Origin of the sequence: Nocardioides stalactiti, from assembly GCF_014180715.1 — a bacterium.
GTDB classification, from domain to species: Bacteria; Actinomycetota; Actinomycetes; order Propionibacteriales; family Nocardioidaceae; genus Nocardioides; species Nocardioides stalactiti.
Genome location: NZ_JACEFC010000016.1, coordinates 17430 through 36185, shown reverse-complemented (window position 1 = coordinate 36185; position 18756 = coordinate 17430). Strand labels below are relative to the sequence as shown.

Annotated in this window: 19 protein-coding genes; 9 read left to right on the top strand and 10 right to left on the bottom strand. The window is 69.2% G+C overall.

All coding sequences use genetic code 11. From position 1 onward, the window contains the following. Window positions 1-8: 8 nt before the first annotated feature. Both fabG and H0487_RS23220 read right to left on the bottom strand, forming a co-directional pair. Entirely contained in the window at window positions 9-746 is a 738-nt protein-coding gene (fabG, locus tag H0487_RS23225) for a 3-oxoacyl-ACP reductase FabG (protein ID WP_183093172.1), read from the bottom strand. After that, the gene (locus H0487_RS23220) at window positions 743-1195 is read right to left on the bottom strand and encodes a MaoC family dehydratase (protein WP_183093171.1); all 453 of its coding nucleotides are present in this window, start codon (window positions 1193-1195) and stop codon (window positions 743-745) included. The genes fabG and H0487_RS23220 overlap by 4 nt, the downstream gene beginning before the upstream one ends. Before the next feature lie 107 nt (window positions 1196-1302). Between H0487_RS23220 and H0487_RS05230 the strand changes: the two genes are divergently transcribed. The 3 genes from H0487_RS05230 (at window position 1303) to H0487_RS05220 (ending at window position 4890) form a co-directional block, all read left to right on the top strand. Continuing rightward, window positions 1303-2454, top strand: coding sequence for an acetyl-CoA C-acetyltransferase (locus tag H0487_RS05230; protein WP_183093170.1), 1152 nt, complete (start codon window positions 1303-1305; stop codon window positions 2452-2454). 4 nt (window positions 2455-2458) lie between these two features. Then, entirely contained in the window at window positions 2459-3613 is a 1155-nt protein-coding gene (locus tag H0487_RS05225) for an acyl-CoA dehydrogenase family protein (RefSeq protein WP_183093169.1), read from the top strand. An 83-nt stretch (window positions 3614-3696) separates the two neighbouring features. Beyond that, entirely contained in the window at window positions 3697-4890 is a 1194-nt protein-coding gene (locus tag H0487_RS05220) for an aminoglycoside phosphotransferase family protein (protein ID WP_183093168.1), read from the top strand. A gap of 21 nt (window positions 4891-4911) precedes the next feature. Here the strand turns inward: H0487_RS05220 and H0487_RS05215 are convergent, their stop codons facing one another. Continuing rightward, a complete protein-coding gene (locus H0487_RS05215; RefSeq protein ID WP_183093167.1) occupies window positions 4912-5775 on the bottom strand; it encodes an SDR family NAD(P)-dependent oxidoreductase in 864 nt (287 codons plus the stop codon). 54 nt (window positions 5776-5829) lie between these two features. On the opposite strand from H0487_RS05215, the gene H0487_RS05210 reads away from it, so the two are divergent. Beyond that, on the top strand, window positions 5830-6825 hold the full coding sequence (locus tag H0487_RS05210) for an MBL fold metallo-hydrolase (protein ID WP_183093166.1): 996 nt from the start codon (window positions 5830-5832) through the stop codon (window positions 6823-6825). Between the two features lie 16 nt (window positions 6826-6841). Here the strand turns inward: H0487_RS05210 and H0487_RS05205 are convergent, their stop codons facing one another. Continuing rightward, window positions 6842-7246, bottom strand: coding sequence for an SCP2 sterol-binding domain-containing protein (locus tag H0487_RS05205; RefSeq protein ID WP_183093165.1), 405 nt, complete (start codon window positions 7244-7246; stop codon window positions 6842-6844). 60 nt (window positions 7247-7306) lie between these two features. Next, window positions 7307-7855 carry a TetR/AcrR family transcriptional regulator gene (locus H0487_RS05200; protein WP_312855828.1) on the bottom strand — a complete coding sequence of 183 codons (549 nt, stop codon included), beginning with the start codon at window positions 7853-7855 and terminating at the stop codon, window positions 7307-7309. 103 nt (window positions 7856-7958) lie between these two features. Here H0487_RS05200 and H0487_RS05195 point away from each other — a divergent pair, with 103 nt between their 5' ends. Continuing rightward, a complete protein-coding gene (locus H0487_RS05195) occupies window positions 7959-8522 on the top strand; it encodes a TetR/AcrR family transcriptional regulator (RefSeq protein ID WP_183093163.1) in 564 nt (187 codons plus the stop codon). Window positions 8523-8552: 30 nt separating this feature from the next. On the opposite strand, the gene H0487_RS05190 is transcribed toward H0487_RS05195, so the two are convergent. Genes H0487_RS05190 through H0487_RS05180 form a run of 3 tightly spaced genes read right to left on the bottom strand, consistent with a single transcriptional unit; the run spans window position 8553 to window position 12768 of the window. Beyond that, window positions 8553-9950: an aldehyde dehydrogenase family protein gene (locus H0487_RS05190; RefSeq protein WP_220793102.1), complete on the bottom strand. Its 1398-nt coding sequence runs from the start codon at window positions 9948-9950 to the stop codon at window positions 8553-8555. A gap of 23 nt (window positions 9951-9973) precedes the next feature. Continuing rightward, window positions 9974-11230 carry a cytochrome P450 gene (locus H0487_RS05185; protein WP_183093162.1) on the bottom strand — a complete coding sequence of 419 codons (1257 nt, stop codon included), beginning with the start codon at window positions 11228-11230 and terminating at the stop codon, window positions 9974-9976. Next, window positions 11227-12768 (bottom strand): acyl-CoA synthetase, encoded by a 1542-nt coding sequence (locus H0487_RS05180; protein WP_183093161.1) that lies wholly within the window; start codon window positions 12766-12768, stop codon window positions 11227-11229. The genes H0487_RS05185 and H0487_RS05180 overlap by 4 nt, the downstream gene beginning before the upstream one ends. Before the next feature lie 199 nt (window positions 12769-12967). Between H0487_RS05180 and H0487_RS05175 the strand changes: the two genes are divergently transcribed. The 3 genes from H0487_RS05175 to H0487_RS05165 are packed head-to-tail and all read left to right on the top strand — an operon-like array spanning window position 12968 to window position 16002. Then, window positions 12968-13798: an SDR family oxidoreductase gene (locus H0487_RS05175; protein ID WP_183093160.1), complete on the top strand. Its 831-nt coding sequence runs from the start codon at window positions 12968-12970 to the stop codon at window positions 13796-13798. 13 nt (window positions 13799-13811) lie between these two features. Next, entirely contained in the window at window positions 13812-15356 is a 1545-nt protein-coding gene (locus tag H0487_RS05170; RefSeq protein WP_183093159.1) for an acyl-CoA carboxylase subunit beta, read from the top strand. Between the two features lie 13 nt (window positions 15357-15369). After that, on the top strand, window positions 15370-16002 hold the full coding sequence (locus H0487_RS05165; protein WP_183093158.1) for a hypothetical protein: 633 nt from the start codon (window positions 15370-15372) through the stop codon (window positions 16000-16002). Window positions 16003-16012: 10 nt separating this feature from the next. Here H0487_RS05165 and H0487_RS05160 read toward each other — a convergent pair whose 3' ends face one another. Further along, on the bottom strand, window positions 16013-17224 hold the full coding sequence (locus H0487_RS05160; protein WP_220793101.1) for an acyl-CoA dehydrogenase family protein: 1212 nt from the start codon (window positions 17222-17224) through the stop codon (window positions 16013-16015). 74 nt (window positions 17225-17298) lie between these two features. Here H0487_RS05160 and H0487_RS05155 point away from each other — a divergent pair, with 74 nt between their 5' ends. Further along, window positions 17299-17898, top strand: a complete 600-nt coding sequence (locus H0487_RS05155) for a TetR/AcrR family transcriptional regulator (RefSeq protein ID WP_183093157.1) — start codon at window positions 17299-17301, stop codon at window positions 17896-17898. Window positions 17899-17911: 13 nt separating this feature from the next. On the opposite strand, the gene H0487_RS05150 is transcribed toward H0487_RS05155, so the two are convergent. After that, entirely contained in the window at window positions 17912-18412 is a 501-nt protein-coding gene (locus H0487_RS05150) for a polyketide cyclase (RefSeq protein WP_183093156.1), read from the bottom strand. Between the last annotated feature and the right edge of the window lie 344 nt (window positions 18413-18756).

Sequence of the window (18756 nt, the reverse complement as noted above, 5' to 3'; positions counted from 1 at the left end):
CTCGCTGTTCACATCCCCCTCCCGCCGGACACCTCGAGCACGGCCCCGGTCATGTAGCTGGCCAGGTCGGACGCGAGGAACGCCACGACGTTCGCCACCTCGTCGGGCTCACCGGCTCTCCGCATCGGGATGGTCGCCGCCGTCGCCGCGTAGGCCTCCGGAGCCATGGCCTCGGTCATGGGCGTCCGGATCAGGCCGGGCTGCACCGCGTTGACGCGCACCCCGTGGTGCGCGAGCTCCTTGGCGGCCGCCTTGGTCATGCCGACGATCCCGGCCTTGGCCGCGCTGTAGTTGGTCTGGCCCGGGTTGCCGACCTTGCCGGACATCGACGAGATGTTGACGATGCTGCCCCGCTGGGCTGCGCGCATGACGTCGCTGGCCGCCCGGATCCCCAACCAGGTGCCTTGGAGATGGACCGTCGTCACCGCCTGGAAGTCGGCGAGGGTCATCTTCCGAAGCGACGCGTCCCTCGTGATCCCCGCGTTGTTCACCAGGACGTCCAGGCCGCCCCAGGCCTCGACGGCCCCCTCCACGAGGGTCGTCACGGCCGCCTCGTCCGTCACATCGCAGCCGACGCCCCGTGCCCGAGCTCCGAGCTCCTGTGCGGCAGCGGCGGCCCGTTCGGCATCGAGGTCGGCGATCGTGACGCTGGCGCCGTGACCCACCATCGTCCGCGCGATCGCGAGGCCGATGCCCTGCCCCGCGCCGGTGACGATCGCGGTGCGGCCCTCGAGAAGGGCCGTCACCCGACGTACCGCACGATGCTCTGGACGACGGCAGCCGGCTTGTCCGCGCCCTCGATCTCGAAGGTCGTCTCGAAGGTCGCCTGGACGGCGGCCTCGAGCTTGCTGACGACCAGCACCTTGGTCGAGGCACGCACCTTGCTCCCGACCAGCACAGGCGCCATGAAGCGCACCTTGTCGAGGCCGTAGTTCACGGCCATCGTGACGTTGTCGACCCGGTAGAGCTGGTTGATGAGGACCGGCAGCAGCGACAGCGTGAGGAAGCCGTGAGCGATCGTGGCTCCGAACGGTCCTTCCGCAGCCCGCGCCGGATCGACGTGGATCCACTGGTGGTCCCCCGTCGCATCGGCGAACGTGTCGATGCGCTGCTGATCGATCTCCATCCACTCCGACGTGCCGAGATCGTCCCCCTCGGCTTCCGCGAACTCGATGAGCCCGTCGTAGATCTTCACTGGTCGGCCTTTCTAGGAATTTAATCCAAAATAGATTAAGGTCCAAGGGACGCAGGAGTCAACGCCCAGCACGAGCGGCCGACCTGCACCAGACCTAGGAGGAACCCATGCCCGAGGCGTACATCGTCGACGCTGTCCGTACGCCCGTAGGCCGCCGCAACGGTGGCCTGGCCGGCGTCCATCCCGCCGACCTGGCGGCCCACACGCTCCGCGAGCTCGTCTCCCGGTCGGGGATCGACGCCGCAGCGATCGACGACGTCGTGCTGGGATGCCTCGACAACATCGGCGCCCAGGCGGGCGACATCGCGCGTACGGCTGCCCTGGCCGCGGGGTACCCCGAGTCCGTCCCGGGCGTCACGATCGACCGCCAGTGCGGCTCCGCGCAGCAGGCGGTCAGCTTCGCGGCGATGGGCGTGATGAGCGGAGCCCAGGACCTGGTCGTCGCCGGCGGCGTGCAGAAGATGAGCCAGTTCCCGATCCTGAGCGCGTTCGGCGCCGGCGAGCCGTTCGGCTCCGTCGACCCGTGGTCGGGATGCGAGGGATGGCAGGCGCGCTTCGGCGACCAGGAGATCTCCCAGTTCCGCGGCGCCGAGATGATGGCTGCGCACTGGAAGCTGACCCGTGACGACTGCGAGGCGTGGGCCTACCAGAGCCACCAGCGGGCGATCGCTGCGATCGACGCCGGCTACTTCGAGCGCGAGATCACGCCGATCGCGGGCATCTCCACCGACGAGGGCCCGCGACGCGACACGACCCGCGAGAAGATGTCCGGTCTTCAGACCCTCGTCCCCGACGGCGTCCTGACCGCGGGCGTGGCCTCGCAGATCTCCGACGGTGCCGCCGCGCTGCTCATCGCCTCCGAGCGTGCGGTCGACCAGCACGGCCTGACGCCGCGGGCGCGGGTCCACCACTTCTCCGTCCGCGGCGACGACCCCGTGATGATGCTGTCCGCGCCGATCTCGGCCACCCAGCACGCTCTCAAGAAGGTCGGCCTGACCATCGACGACATCGACGTCGTCGAGATCAACGAGGCGTTCGCCCCGGTCGTCCTCGCCTGGAACATCGAGCTCAACGCCGATCCCGCGAAGGTCAACCCCAACGGCGGCGCGATCGCCCTCGGCCACCCGATCGGCTGCACGGGCGCGCGCCTGATGACCTCCCTGCTGCACGAGCTCGAGCGCACCGGCGGCCGCTACGGCCTGCAAACGATGTGCGAGGGCGGCGGCCAGGCCAACGTCACCATCATCGAGAGGATCTGAGCTGATGGAGCGCACCCTCTACGAGGCCGACCACGAGGCCTACCGCGAGACCGTCCGTGAGTTCCTCGCGCGCGAGGTCGTCCCCCACAAGGACGACTGGGACGACGAGCGCTGGATCCCCCGGGAGGTGTTCCAGGCTGCGGCCGAGGCGGGCCTTTACGCCCTCCAGGTCCCCGAGGAGTACGGCGGCAGCGGCGTCACCGACTACCGCTACCGGATGGTCGTCGGCGAGGAGATCGGCAAGGTCAACGCCATCTCGTTCGGCGTCACCCTGGGGCTGCAGGACGACCTGTTCCTCGCCTACCTCCTCGGGCGCGGCAACGAGGAGCAGAAGAAGCGTTGGCTCCCCGGATTCGCCTCCGGCGAGCTCATCGGCGCCCTCGCGATGACGGAACCCGGCACCGGCAGCGACCTTCAGGGGATGCGCACCTCCGCGCGTCGCGACGGCGACCACTTCGTCGTCAACGGACAGAAGACGTTCATCTCCAGCGGGATCATGGCCGACCTGATCGTGCTGGCCGTCCGCACCGATCCCGAAGGTGGCTCCAACGGCTTCAGCCTCCTGATGGTCGAGGCCGACGACACCCCGGGCTTCGAGCGCGGACGCAAGCTCGACAAGATCGGGCTCCCCGCACAGGACACCTCCGAGCTCTACTTCACCGACGCCCGGGTGCCGGCGGAGAACCTCCTCGGCGAGGAGGGCCAGGGCCTGCGTTACCTGATGAGCCACCTCCCCCGTGAACGGCTCGGTGTCTCCAACCAGTCGATCACCACCGCGCGCGCGATCTACGAGCAGACGGTCGACTACCTCAAGGACCGGACGGCGTTCGGCAAGCGTCTCGTCGACCTCCAGGCCACGAGGTTCACGCTGGCGGAGATCGAGACCGAGCTCGACGTCGCCCAGGCCTACGTCGACGCCTCGGTCGTCGCCTTCAACGCGGGGAACCTCACGCCGGTCGAGGCAGCCAAGGGCAAGTGGTACGTGAGCGAGCTGATGAAACGAGTCGTCGACCGCTGCCTCCAGCTGCACGGCGGCTACGGCTTCATGCGGGAGTACGCCGTCGGCAAGGCCTATGTCGACACCCGGATCCAGACGATCTACGGCGGAACGACCGAGATCATGAAGGAGATCATCGGCCGCGACATCGCCGGCCGCTGACCTCCTTCGACGAGCTTCCGCCCGGCCGCGCACCACCCCGCGCGGCCGGGCGGGAATCCACTTCACCGAACCTGGAGAACCGCATGTCGTTGATCGAGAAGGCATCCATGCTGGCGATGGCCGGCGCCGTCGTCGGGGGCGTCGCCCGCGAGCGGATCGGTCCGGCGATCACCCTCCGCGACCTCGCCGAGGTCCCGCCGACGGCCGATGCCCTGACGACCGAGTGGCTGACCGCCGCCCTGTGCGGGGGCACGCCCGGTGCCGCCGTCACCTCCCTGGAGATCACCGGCGGGTCGGACGGCACCTCGTCACGTCGCGCGATCCGCGTCGAGTACAACGCGGTCGGCCGACAGGCCGGCCTGCCGACCCAGCTGTTCAGCAAAGCGGCGGCCGGGGTCTTCTCCCGGCTCCTCCTCGGCCTGACCGACATCACCGAGGGCGAGGCCGTCTTCTACACCCGCATCCGCGGCGACCTCGACGTGCGCAGCCCGCGGGCCTTCCACGCAGGCTTCGACCGACGCACCCGACGCTCGTTCGTCCTCCTCGAGGACCTCACGAGCACGGGCTGGTCGTTCCCGGCTCCGATGGACAACACCGTCACCCGTGAGGACGCGGACGCGATCGTCGAGCAGCTGGCGTCGTACCACGCAGCGATGTGGGACAGCCCTCGCTTCCGCACCGACCTCTCGGCGCTCAAGCGGGCCGACCGCTGGCAGGCCGACCTCGACCGCCGCGTCGGGTTCGAGAGCCGGACCATGCGCGGGTTCGACCGTGCCGTCGCGGTCATGGCCGACGACCTGGGCCGTCGCCGCCACGAGCTCTATCCCGCGTTCCGGCGCTCGTTGGAGCTGCACGCGGAGGCCCCACCGACGTTGCTGCACCAGGACCTGCACCTCGGCAACTGGCTGCGCGACCCGGACGGGCAGATGGGCCTCTACGACTGGCAGTGCGTGGCCGTGGGCCACTGGGCGCTCGACCTCTCCTACGCCCTCGCGGGCTGCCTGGCGACCGAGAACCGGCGTGCCTGGGAGGAGGAGCTGGTGCGGACCTACTGCGCTCAGCTCGCGTCGCGGGGCGTGCGGACCGGGCCGTCGTTCGACGAGGCGTGGACCGCCTACCGGACCCACCCGCTGCATGCCCTCGCATTCGGGCTGTTCACTCTCGGCGGGACCCGGTTCGAGCCGGAGCTCCAACCCCGGGACTACACGCTCGCCGCGATCAGGCGGATCGCGGCCTTCGTCAGCGACCACGCCACGCTCGACCTCCTCGCGAGGTGAGCGTGGCGCGTCGCTCGCTTTCTAACCGACCGGGTTCTTCCCGAGCTTCACGTCCGACAGGTCGGTGATGTCGGCCCACCGCTCGGCGACCTCGCCGAGGCTGGGGGGCTCGGGAAAGACGACGCCGGCGTTCTGGAACTGGGCCACCCGGTAGACCTGGCCGCCGCCGACGACGAACACCGATCCCGACTCCGCGTTCTCCTCGGTCAGCAGGTAGCCGACCACCGGAGAGACGAAGGAAGGCGGGAGCTTGTCGAGCATCTCCTGAGGAGCGATGTCGGCCGTCATCCGCGTGGCCGCCATCGGGGCGATCGCGTTGACGAGGATGTTGTCGCGGGCACCTTCGAGCTTCAAGGTGTTCATGAGGCCGACGAGGCCGGCCTTCATCGCGCCGTAGTTGGCCTGCCCGAAGTTGCCGAACAGTCCACTGGTCGAGCTCGCCATGACGATGCGGCCGAACCCCTGCTCGCGGAAGTGCGGCCACACGGCCTTGCTCAGGTAGTAGCCGCCGTCGAGGTGGACAGAACGGACCAGGTCCCACGACTCGGTGGTCATCTTGGCGAACGACATGTCGCGGAGGATCCCGGCGTTGTTGACCAGGCCGTGCACGGCACCGAACGTGTCGAGAGCGGTGCTCACGATCGACGCAGCGCCTTCCTCGGTCGCGACGCTGTCGTAGCTCGCCACCGCCTCACCACCGGCCGCCTTGATCTCGGCGACCACGTCGTCGGCCATCGCGGAGCCGGCCCCGCTCCCGTCGCGCGCGCCCCCGAGGTCGTTGACGACCACCTTGGCGCCGACGCTAGCCAGGAACAACGCGTACTCGCGGCCGAGACCGCCTCCTGCGCCCGTGACGACGACGACCCGACCCTCTACTCCAGCCATGACGTGATTCTCCTCATCTTGCGACCAGATTCTAATTTAGATTAAGAATACCTCATGGTCACCGCTCACGACATCACCGACCGCGTCGCTCTCATCGAGCTGCCGCTCCCCCTCGTCGGGCTGACCAGCGTGAACTGCTACGTCGTGCGCGGCGCCGACGAGACGGTGCTGGTCGACCCCGGCTGGTCCTCACCCGACACGGACCGCACCCTGTGCGAGGGACTGGACCTGCTGGGCGTGGACATCCGGTCGATCTCGAGGATCCTGACCACGCACCACCACTGGGACCACTACACCCAGGGCATCACCTGGCAGGGCGAGCTCGGCATCCCGGTGCACCTCGGACGCGAGGATGCCGACAGCATCCACGCGTGGCGAGAGCTGGACGGCGCCTTTCCGCGCCAGGTCGACCTCTTGCGTCGGGCCGGCGCCGACCTCCTGGCGACCGAGGTCGCCTCGATCCCGGTCGAGCCGCACGAGGCGGCGATGGACTTCGACGTCCCCGCCGCATGGATCGACGACGCCGAGGTCATCGACCTGGGCGGGACGACGATCCGGGCGGTGGCCACACCCGGACACACGCGCGGCCACGTGTGCTTCGAGGTGACCGAGGACCACCTGCTCCTGACGGGCGACCACGTGCTGCCCCGGATCACGCCGTCGATCGCCTACGAGCGCGAGCCCGACCGGCGCTCGCTGACGAGCTATCTGAGCTCGCTGCGGATCGTCACCGAGATGCCGCGGCACCAGATGCTCCCGGCGCACGGCGCGGTGGGCGGCGCGGCCGCCGACCGGGCAGCGGAGCTGATCCAGCACCACGAGGAGCGTCTCGAGGTGATCCGCGACCTCGTGTCGCGGGGCCGATCGACGGCTCAAGAAGTAGCGGCCGGCATGACCTGGACCCGCCGCGAGCGGTCGCTCCACGACCTGGAGACGGTGCACCAGATGACGGCCGTGCTCGAGGCTGCCGCCCACCTGACCGTCCTCGCCGACGACGGCGCACTGGTCCTCGCCGCCCAGGACGGGATCGACCGGTACGCCGTCGCCTGACGGGCGCGCTGTCGACTCAGGCGACGACGAGGTCGCTGCGACCCTCGGCCTGAAGGGTCTCGACGTACTTCGGGAAGAGCTTCTTGCCGAGCGGGGCGAGCTTGAGCAGGCTCGCGACGTTGCCGTCGACCTTGATCTTGCCGCGCGCCATGGCGATCGGGAGGTTGACCTTGCCCTGCCAGTAGGCACTGCCGAGCTCAGCGGTCATCCGCATGATCGCGATCGGCTCCGCCATGCCGGCACCCTCGCCGATCTCCTGCTTGGCCATGTCGACGACCAAGTCGGCGTCGGGGTCGGTGAAGGCGAACTTCACGACGATCCCCGTCGCCTGCATCTTGGGCCCGATCTCGGGGTCGTCGAAGCCCGCCTGGAAGACGCTGCCGATGTAGTGGCGGACCTCGTCCGCGTCCTTGAAGGCCATGCCGCCCCTCCTCGAGGTCGAGCGGGCGCTCCCTGCGCCCGCTCTCAAGGTAGCATAAGTTTACTTATGTTTTCCAGGATCCAGGAACTCCTCGAAGACTCGACACAGGGCCCAGCGCAGGTACTCGACATCACCCTCAGAGCGCATCTGCTGGAAACCGATGAGGACGAACTGGCTCATCACGGCGAAGTGGCGAGCCCGCGTCGGGTCTCCCCCCAACCGGGCGAGTGCGTCCATGGTGGAATCGACGCGGATCCGGTCGATCGTGGCCTGTACCGCAGCTACGTCCGGATCGGCCAGGCTCCAGGATCGAAGGGCAGCCTCGGTCCGATGGGGGAGCTCGCAGGCGTCGCCGATCAGGACGTTGACAGCCTCGAAGGCGTCAGGGCGCTCCCCCGCCGCCGCGAAGGGCAGCAGCGTGCGCTGGCGCAGCCAGTCGGCGAGCAGCGCCTCCTTGAAGGCTGCCCAGCTCGCGAAGTGACGGTAGAAGGATCCCGTCGTCAGCCCGACCTGCTCGCACAACCGGTTCAGCGTCAGCGAGCGCGGTCCGCGGTCGGCCAAGAGGTCGATAGCGGCCTCGAAGTACCGCTCCTTCGAACCTGTCGCCACGTCGACCGCCCTCGACAACCATGAGGCGCAGGATGCGCCGCCCGTCCTCAGTAAGGTAACTTACGTTACCGGCCCTCCGTGGCTCGAGAAGCGAGGGAGCGGGATGAGTGAGAAACCGGCACGACGCAACGAGGCGTTGCGGGAGTCCTGGTTCGCCGCTGCCTACGAGATCCTAGGTACCGACGGCTACGGCGGCCTGAAGCTCGCGCCCCTGTGCAAGAAGCTCGGTGTCACGACCGGCTCGTTCTACCACTCGTTCGACAACTGGCAGGACTTCACCACAGCACTCCTCGACACCTGGCTTCTCGAGCGGACGGTGACGACGGTCGAGATCGCCCAGCGGGCGGCCGACCCGGTCGAGCGCCTCACGCTCCTGGCCGAGGCGAGCTCCGACCTCCTCCACCGGACCGAGGCTGCGATCAGGGTCTGGGCCGGCGTCGATGATGGAGTGGGCGCCATCCAGCAGAAGGTCGATGACGGCCGCTATCACGTGGTCCACCAGGCGATGACCGAGATCGTCGGCCCCGACCTGGCTGAGCAGTTCACCGTCTGGGGCCTCAGCACGCTGATCGGCTTCGAGATGATCTCCGCCGAGCACAGCAGGGAACATCTGCTCTGGTCGCTGCAGCGCATCCTCGGTGACGCCCGGCTGCTGGGGAAGAAGTAGCGCCCAGCGCCGGACGTCGACGGACCCCTCTCAGAACAGCTTGCGCATGAGCGCCTTCGCGCGATCGCCGTACGGCGGGTAGGTGATGGCGAGGTCCGGCCGGAAGCCCTTGACCGCCACCGACTTGCGGTGGCTGAGGGCCTGGAAGCCCCACTCCCCGTGGTAGGCGCCCATGCCGCTCGCTCCGACGCCACCGAACGGCAGGCTCGGGATCAGGTAGTGGATCGCACAGTGGTTGACCACGGCGCCACCGGCAGGGATCTGGTCGACAAGACGGGTCGAGACCCGCCGGTCACGCGCGAACACGTACAGCCCGAGCGGCTTGGGCCGGCTGTTGACGAAGCGGATGACCTCGTCGAGGGTGCGATAGCCGACGACTGGCAGGATCGGTCCGAAGATCTCCTCCGTCATCGACGGCTCACTAGGGTCCGGGTCGACGAGGATCGTCGGGTCGATCATCAGGCCCGACTCGTCGAACCCTCCCCCTTCGACAGCGACTCCCTTCGTCTGCTCGAGGTAGGACCGCAGACGGTCGAACTGGCGCTGGTTGACGATCCGCTTGCCGCGCGGCTCCTCCGCGGTGAACTGCCGGAAGGTCGCACGAAGCTTGTCGACCAGCGCCTCCTTCACCGACTCGTCGACCAGGACGTAGTCGGGCGCGATGCAGGTCTGCCCCGAGTTCATCAGCTTGACCCAGGCGATCCGACGGGCGACGACGTCGAGGTCGCAGTCTGCCGTGACGATCGCAGGGCTCTTCCCGCCGAGCTCCAGGATGACCGGCGTGAGAGTGTTCGCCGCGCCCGCCATGATCTTGCGGCCGATCTCGGTGCCTCCGGTGAAGAACGCGTGGTCGAACCCGAGCGCGAGGAGGGCCTGCGTGACCACACCGTCGCCCTCCACGACCACCACGGCGTCGGAGTCGAGGTACTCCGGGAGCTTCTCGGCCATCAGGCGCGAGGTCGCGGGCGCGACCTCCGAGGGCTTGAGCACCACGCAATTGCCGGCGGCGAGCGCAGCGACCATCGGGCCCAACGAGAGGTTCACCGGGTAGTTCCACGGTCCGATCACCAGGACGACGCCCAGCGGCTCGTACTGGATGTGGGCGCTGGCCGGAAGCTGGGTCAAGGGCACTCGACGCCGCCGGGGCCGCATCCACCGCCTCAGGTTCTTGAGGGCGAGCTCCGCGTCCCCCTTCGGCGGCGCGACGTCACCGAACCACGACTCGAAGTCGTTGCGCCCCAGGTCGCTCGCCAACGCCTCCGCGATGTCCGCCTCGCACTCCTCGAGGAAGCGGATCAGCCCCTCGAGCTGCGCGGCTCGCCACGCCGCGCCGCGTGTGCGTCCGCTCGCGTAGGTCGCCCGCAGACGGTCCATCAAGAGTGCCAGGTCCTGCTCTGCATCGACCGTTCGCGGCTTCGTCATCTTCATCGTCACTTCCTCCAACTCAGGCCTCAGCCGAGGGTGTAGGGCATCCGCTTGACGGCGCGCACGAAGTTGCCGACGAGGTACTCGGGCTCGCCGAGCTGGAGGTCGGGGGCACGGAACAGCAGCTGGTTGAAGATCGCGCGCAGCTGCTTCTTGGCGACGAAGTTGCCCATGCAGAAGTGTGGGCCTCCGCCACCGAACCCGACGTGGGGGTTCGGGTCGCGAAGGACGTTGAACGAGTGCGCGTCCTCGAACACGTTCTCGTCGCGGTTCCCGGACGAGTAGATCATCGCGATCCACTCCCCCTTGCGGATCAGCTGCCCTCCGAGCTCGGTGTCCTCCGTCGCCGTACGACGGAAGGTCATCACCGGCGACACCCAGCGGACGAACTCCTCGATCGCTCCCCCGATCCGACCGTCGAAGTCGTCGAGCAGCAGCTGGCGCTGCTCGGGGTACTGCAGCAGCGCCCGCATGGCGAGGCTGATCGAGTTGCGGGTCGTGTCGTTGCCGGCGACCGACAGGAGCACGAAGAACGACCCGATCTCCTCGTCAGTGAGCTTGCGGCCGTCGACCTCGGCGTTGACCAGGTTGGTCATCAGGTCCTCGCGAGGATCCGCACGACGCTCCTCGGCCAGCTCCATGCCCATCATCAGCAGGCCGACCAGCGCGTCGTTGAGGACCTCGCCCGGCTCCCGCCCGGCGGCGACGTCCTCGTCCGCCCACGACACCATGCCGTCCGCGTGGTGCGCGGCCTGGTTACGACGCTCCTCGTCCTCGAGGCCCATCATCTCGTAGATGGTCCACATCGGGAGGCGCTTGGAGACCTGCTCGACAAAGTCCCCCTCGGGGTTCTGGAGCAGCTCGTCGACGATGAGCTCGGCCTGACGCTCGATCTGGTCGTTCATCTTCTGGATCTGCTTCGGCGTGAACGCCGCGCTGACCAGCTTGCGGATCACGCCGTGGCGCGGGGCATCCATGCCGAGGAAGCTGCCGGCAGCCTCGTTGACGTCCTCGGGGACCTCCTCCATCTGGAAGCCCTGGCCCGAGCAGAACAGCTGGGGGTTCTTGCTGACGTAGGTGATGAGCTCGTGCGAGGTCACCGCCCAGACCCCGTCGTTCTCCGGCGGGATGAGCGCCCCCTGGATGGGCGGGTGCCAGCTGATCGGCGCCTCGGCGCGGAGCTTGCGGAAGGTCTCCTCCCGCTCCTCGGCCGTCGCCGCCCAGAACGAGAGTTCCGAGATGCTGTCGGGGTGGTAGGCCCGCTTCACCGGCGTGGTGGTCATGCCGGAACCTCGGTGTCCTTGAACATCTGCTCGATCTCGCGCTTGACGAGCTTGCCGGTGGGCAGGCGCGGGATGTGGTCGACGAAGGACACCGTGCGCGGAGCCTTGAAGTGGGCGATCCGCTCACGGGCGTAGTCGATGATCTCCTGCTCCAGCTCGGCGGAGGCGTCGGCCGGGTCCTTGAGCTGGACGACGGCCTTCACCGCCTGACCCATCACCGCGTCCGGCACGCCGATCACCGCGACGTCGAAAATCCGGGGGTGCAGAGTCAGGACCGACTCGACCTCGGCCGGGTAGATGTTCACGCCGCCCGAGATGATCGTGAACGCCTTGCGGTCGGTGAGGAACAGGTAGCCGTCCTCGTCGAGGTAGCCGAGGTCACCGACGGCCGTCCACGTCTCGTGGACGGGGTGCGTCGCCTCACGGGTCTTGTCGGGGTCGTTGTGGTACTCGAACGGACGGGCGTCGCGCTCGAAGTAGACCGTGCCCACCTCGCCCGCGGGCAGCTCGTTGCCCTCGTCGTCACAGATCCGCGCGACGCCGATCATGGCCTTGCCCACCGAGCCGCGCTTCTGAAGCCACTCCGGGCTGGAGATGAAGGTGATGCCGTTCTGCTCGGTCGAGCCGTAGTACTCGAAGACGACCGGGCCCCACCAGTCGATCATGGCCTGCTTGACCTCGGGCGGGCACGGCGCTGCGGCGTGGACGGCCAGGCGCAGGCTCGACACGTCGTACTTCGCGCGGACCTCCTCAGGAAGCTGGAGCATCCGGACAAACATGGTCGGCACGAACTGGGCGACGGTCACCTTGTGCTCGGCGATGAGCGCCAGCGCCTGCTCCGCGTCGTACTTCTCCATCATGACGACGGTCCCGCCGAGCGCCTGGATCGAGCCCGACCACTTCAACGGCGCGGCGTGGTAGACCGGCGCCGGCTGGAGGTAGACGTCGTCCGGACCGCACTTGAACACGCCGCCGAGGAGGCCGGTGATCGGATCTCCCGGCTGGTCGACCTGAATCGGGATCATCGCCTGACGGACGCCCTTGGGTCGGCCGGTCGTGCCGGAGGAGTACATCATGTCCGAGCCTCGCGGCTGGTCGCTCAGACGCGGACCGGCGCCAGCGAGCAGGTCCTCGTAGGAGTCGTAACCTGCGACCTCGCCACCGAAGGAGTAGGCGCCCGCCACCTCGACCTCAGGGCGGACCTTCTCGGCGAGCTCACGGAGCGCGGCGGACACGACGAGGACCTTGGCCTCGCTGTCGTTGACGATGTAGGCGACCTCGTCGGCCGTAAGGTTGCGGTTGACCGGAGTGATGTAGAGGCCGGACCGCATGCACGCCCAGTAGACCTCGAAGCACTCGGCGGCGTTGTCCGCCAGCAGCGCAACGACGTCACCCTTGCGCAGGCCGAGCCCGTGCAGCGCGGAGGCCAGCGCGGCGGAGTTGTCGTCGAGCTGGCCATAGGTCAGGACCCGGCCGGAGCCGGCCATGACGACGGCCGGCTTGTCGGGCGTCTGAGCCGCGTGGACCCCTGGATACATCGCACACCTCACTGTGAGTTTCTTGATCAGGACGGAATCTGGTCCGACGTCTGGCCCGAGCAGTCGACATAAGTCGACTTGTGCTTGACGTCACAGCCGACCATAAGTGAAGTTATGCTCAGTGTCCAGAGGCGAACGGTGCGGCTCTTGCCACACCGCCATGTTTCTGATTCTATTTTAGAAAAATCTGGAGGACATCATGAGTGCAAGCACTCTCCGTGGCAAGAGGGTCGCGATCACGGGCGCTGCTCGGGGCATCGGCCTGGCCACCGCCCGCGAGCTGCACCGACGCGGCGCGGCGGTCTCGATCGGCGACCTCGACCTCGACGTCGCCAAGCAGGCCGCGGCGTCGATCGCGCCCGAGGTCGTCGCCTTCCGGCTGGACGTGACCGACACCGACTCGTTCTCCGAGTTCCTCCGCGACACCAAGCAGGTGCTCGGCGGGCTGGACGTGCTGATCAACAACGCGGGCGTCATGCCGATCGGGCACTTCCTCGACATCCCCGAAGCCGTCGTGCGTCGGTCGATGCAGATCAACCTGCTCGGACCGATCCTCGGCATGCGGTTGGCGCTCCCCGACATGCTCGACCAGGGGTCGGGCCACATCATCAACGTCGCCTCCAGCGCCGGGAAGACCGCCGTGCCGGGCGGCCTCAACTACTGCGCCCACAAGGCCGGCGTCGTCCACCTCACCGAGGGCGCGCGGCTCGAATACGGCGACCGCGGCGTCGCCTTCACCTGCGTGCTCCCGGCGTTCACCAACACCGACCTGATCTCCGGCACCAAGGGCACCCGCTTCATCAAGAACGTGGAGCCCGAGGACGTCGCCAACGGCATCGCCGACGCGATCACCAGCAAGGCGAAGGACGTCTTCGTCCCCAAGTCGCTGCGGACGATCTTCGCGGTGCAGCCGATCATGGGACGGCGGCTCCGGGACCGGATGTACCGGACGCTCGGCGCCTACGACACCTTCCTCGACATCGACCCGGCCGGCCGGTCGGCGTACGACCAGCGCATCAACGAGAGCTGAGCGTCACCGAGTCGTGAGCCCCGAGTTCGAGCACGAGCGCATGCTCGCCGAGCTAGGCGATCGAGCCCGGCCCGATGCCGTCGACAAGCAGCACGCCCGCGGGCGCATGACGGCGCGCGAGCGCATCTTCGCGCTCGTCGACCCTGGTTCGTTCGTCGAGATCGGCGCACTGGGCCGGCCCGCGGCGCCCGGGCCTGACGGCCAGCCCATCCTCGGCGACGGCATCGTGACCGGCACCGCGCTGATCGACACCCGGCCAGCAGTGGTGATCGCGACCGACTTCATGAGCGCGGGCGGGAGCAACGGGGTCCTCGGCAACGAGAAGCAGCGCCGCTGCTGGGAGATCGCAGCGACGCGCGGCATCCCTGTGGTGATGCTCTTCGACGGCGGCGGCCACCGGATCCACGAGGGACTGGACGCCCGGGACTTCGCCGGCGGGTTCGACATCCAGGAGACCCTGACCCGCTTGTCCGGCTGGGTGCCGCTGGTGGCCGCGATCCTCGGACCGGGGTTCGGACAGCCGACTCTGACGGCCTCGCTGTGCGACTACGTCGTCGCGGTCCGCGGCATCGCCTCCGTCGGGATGGCGCCGCCCGCCCTCGTCAAGGCTGCGACCGGGGAGGACCCGGATCACGACCGCCTCTACAGCCCCGACGCGCAGGCGGGCTTCGGGACGATCGACCTCGCGGTCGACGACGAGGAGGACGCCCTGCTGGCCCTCCGTGTCTATCTGGCGACGCTTCCGCCGAACGCGGAGGCGCCCCTGCCGCTCGAGGTCGGCCTCTCCCCGGACCCGCTGGCCGAGGCGCGCCTCGACACAGTCGTCCCCGCCGACCTCCGCCTCGGCTACGACATGCACGAGGTGATCGCCGGCATCGTCGACGAGCACAGCCAGGTCGAGCTCAAGAGTGGTTTCGCCCCCCACATGATCACCACGCTCGCGACGATCGACGGTCGACCGCTGGGGATCCTCGCCAACCAGCCCCTCGCCAACGCCGGCTCGCTCGACGCCCATGCCGCCAACAAGGCGTCCCACCTGGTGTCGCTCTGCGACGCGTTCGGGCTTCCCGTCCTCGTCCTGATGGACCTCCCTGGGCTCTCCGTCGGCTCCGCGGCCGAGCGGGCCGGGCTGGCGCGGACCACTGCTCGCCTGTCGCTGGAGCTCGGCGCGGCCACGGTCCCCACCTTCACCGTCCTGGTCCGCAAGGGGTACGGCGGCGGCTACGTGATCATGTCCGGCGGACGCACCTTCCACCCCGAGGTCGTCCTCGCCTGGCCGCACGCGGAGACCGGTGTCATGGGGGTCGAGTCCGCCGTCGACCTGGTCTACCGGCGGGAGGTCTCCGCTGCTCCCGATCCCGAGGTACGCCGCAAGGAGCTGATCGAGCAGTTCCGCGGCCAGCTCGGCGCGATCCGCGGCGCCGAGGGCTTCGGCTTCGATGCCGTCATCCGGCCGAGCGAGACGCGCGGTTGGATCGCCCGGGCGCTGGCGACGGTGCCGCGGCACCGCCAGATGCAGACCGTCACGCCTCGCCGACACCACGTCGCTCCGCTGTGAGCTGAGGAGACCGATGTCCTGGCCGTTCGACCTGTTCCGCAGCCGCGCCGACCTCGACGAAGATGCGTTCCTGCGAATGGTCGACACCCTCCGAGGCTTCCTGGGTGCGGTCGCCCACGCTTCTCCGTCCAGCACCCAGGTCACCGAGCTCCAGAACGACCTCGCGCGCTGGACGGCGGCCCTCGAGCTGCGGCGCGTCGCGGACGACGACGCGCCGTACGGCCAGCTGGCGGCCACGCCTTCGCACGCGCTCGGGTCCCTCCCCGACATCTCGATCGAGGAGGAGTCCGCGTCCGGTCTCAGGGCGACGGTGACCTTCACCCGATGGCACGTCGGTGGAGGTGGGACCGTCCACGGCGGCCAGGTGGCCCTGGTGCTGGACGAGCTCATGGGGAGAGCGCAGCTCCTCTCCGGCTGGATCGCCAGGACGGCGTACCTCACGACGACCTACACCGCTGCGACTCCCTACGAGCGCCCGCTTCAGGTCGACGTCCGCACGAAGCTGATCGACGGCCGCAAGCGGTTCGTCACCGCGCGCCTGACCGACGGACAGGTGACCTGCGCGACCGCAGAAGCCCTCTTCGTCCGGGTCGCTCGCTACGCCGGCCCCGACGTCACTGCGAACCGGGCCACCGCCTCCCGTTGAGGGTGCTCGCTCAGCCGGTGATGTCGCGGCCGATGAGACGGCGGGCGACGATCCAGTGCTGGAGCTCGTTGGCGCCCTCGAAGATCTCGAGGATCTTCGCGTCGCGGTAGAGCTCCTCCAGGCGAACTGACTCCCCGCTCTCGCCGACCTGACGGGCGAAGCCGAGGGCACCGTGGATCTGGATCGCCTCGCGGACGAGGTCGTTGGCCAGGCAGGTGCCGTAGGCCTTGGCCATGGCGGCCTCGGGCTCGGCGGTCGCGTCACCGGCGTCGAGGAGCATCGCCGCCTTCTGGTAGAGGCTGCGGGCGCACTCGAGCTCGGTCGCGCGCTTGGCCATCTGGAACTGCCAGTGCTGCATGGCGCCCAGCGGGCGACCGAAGACCTCGCGGGTCTGGAGCCGGTGGACGGCCAGGTCGAGCGCGGCCTGGGCGACGCCGACGCCGGCGGCGCCGATGCCGATCCGGCCGCGGACGAGCGCGGAGAGCGCCACCGCCATCCCCCGCCCGGGCTCGCCGAGCAGGTTCTCCCGCGGGACGTGGACGTCCTCGAGCACGATGTCCGCGGTGATCTGGCCACGGTGGCCGAGCTTGAGGTCCGGGGTACCGATGCGCACCCCGGGGCTGGTCAGGTCGATGAGCAGCATGTGCGCGCGACTGCCCTCGCGCCCGGCACGGACCAGGATCGAGACCCAGCCGGCCACGACGCTGTTGGTGATCCACCGCTTCCGGCCGTTGACGACGTAGCCGTCGACCGTCTCCTCCGCCCACGTCCCGAGGCGCTCGGCGGTCAGGTCGGAGCTCGTGTCGGGCTCGGTCGTGGCGAACGCGAACGCCTCTTCGCCGGACACCAGGTCGGGGACGAGCCGCTCCCACAGGGCCGGGGTGGCGTGGGCCAGCGTCGCCGGGACGAGGATGCACTGCCCGTCGTACACGCCGGCCATCGAGGAGGACTCGTAGGCGATCTCCTCCGCCGTCGTGCAGACGCCGAGCATCGGGTACTCGACGGTGTCGTCGAACGGGATCCCGAACAGTCCGTCGGCGGCGAGGCCGCGGAACGCCCCCCACGGGAAGCTGTCCGCCGACTCCTCCCGCGATCCGATCTCGCGGGCGACCGGCGCCAGGTGACGCGCCACCGAGGCCCTCGCCCGGGCCCGCAGCTCGACCGTCTCCTTCGGGAGGAACACGTCGTGCGACATGTGGTCCTGGGTACGCCTGATGCTCATCGGTTCTCCTGTAATCGAACGACCGTCCGATTACATCCTATTCGAACGATCGTCCGATTCGCTAGGGTGTTGTCATGGAGACGTCGGACACCAAGGCAGCGCGCACCCGCCGCCGCATCCTCGACGTCGCAGCACAGGAGCTCGCCGAGCACGGGTACGGCGGTGCGAGCCTGCGCCGGACCGCGGCGGCGGCCGACCTCAAGGTCGGCAGCCTCTACTTCCACTTCCAGACCAAGGACGACCTGGTCGCAGCGACCCTCGTTGACGGCGTCGAGTCCGCCCGCACCGGCCTGCTGGCTGCCATCGAGGCCGTCCCCCACGATGCGCCGCCGACCGAGCGGCTGCGGGCGGCCGTCGTCGGGCACCTCGACACGCTGCACGCCAGCGACGCGCGCGCCGCGTCCGTCGTCCGCATGGTCGAGACGCTGCCGCCCGACCTGCGCGCCGCCCACGTCACCCACGAACGCCGCTTCGCCCGGGTCTGGCTCGACGAGCTCCAGCGCGGCCAGGCCGCCGGCGTCGTCCGCACCGACATCCCGGTCCGGGTCCTCCGCGACCTACTGGTCGGCGCCCTCAACAGCACCTCGACGACCAGCCCGGCCGCGAACAAGCGGCTCGACGACATCGCCGACGCGGCCCTCCGCCTGCTCGCACCCGTCTCGCCGTCCGCCTGATCGGGCGGACTGATCAGACAGCGCTCCGCTCGGCGAGCTCCTTGAGGTTGAGCAGCTGCCGGCGGGCCATCACGAGGTCGCCGAGACAGAGCGCCGTGGCCAGGCCTCGGGGCGGCCGCGACACGATCTTCAGGATCAGCCGGGTCCGGGCCTCCCCGTCGGGCTCGAGCCAGTAGGTCATCGTCGCCCCCATGATCGACGCGGTCAGGTGGACTCCGCTCTCGACCGCGAGCACGCGCCCGACGGGACGGCCGCTCGTTGCCGTGAATTTGTCGCCAGGGACCGGGTCCGCGAGCGCGCGCAGCTCACGCGGCGACCGGCGGCCGAGGTTGTCGATCCAGTCGTAGGAGTACGGAGCGAGCCGGACCTGGACGAGCCACGGCCAGACCACCTCGGGCCGGGCACCCACCCCCACCGACCGCCACGCCTCCATCGTCGGCCTGTCGACGTAGGCGTCGCACGGGTAGCTGCGCCCGACCTCCTGGTCCGAGCTGCCCCACCGGTCGCCGATCACCCCGCCATTCAACTGCGTCGCTGATCGGTCCTGCGAGGCCCCGCCCGGATCGGGTGGCCACACACGGCGAAAACCGACCACGATCGCGGCCTGCCGGGCGTGCCTCGGTAGGCTCGTCGCCGATCGCGTGTCCTGCCCCGGCATCGACGCGCGTCCCGCCCCCGTAGGACCTGCGTAAAACCGCAGGGCACTGCGCCTGACCTGCGGCTATCTCTCTTCCCGGCGCTTCTACCGAAACGTCGTCTGCCCCACGCCCACAAACGACCCGACCTACCGGCTCCCGGGCTCAACAGGAGTCGCGCACTGGGCGTACGCGTGTCGGCGACGGCTGAAAACTGACCCCT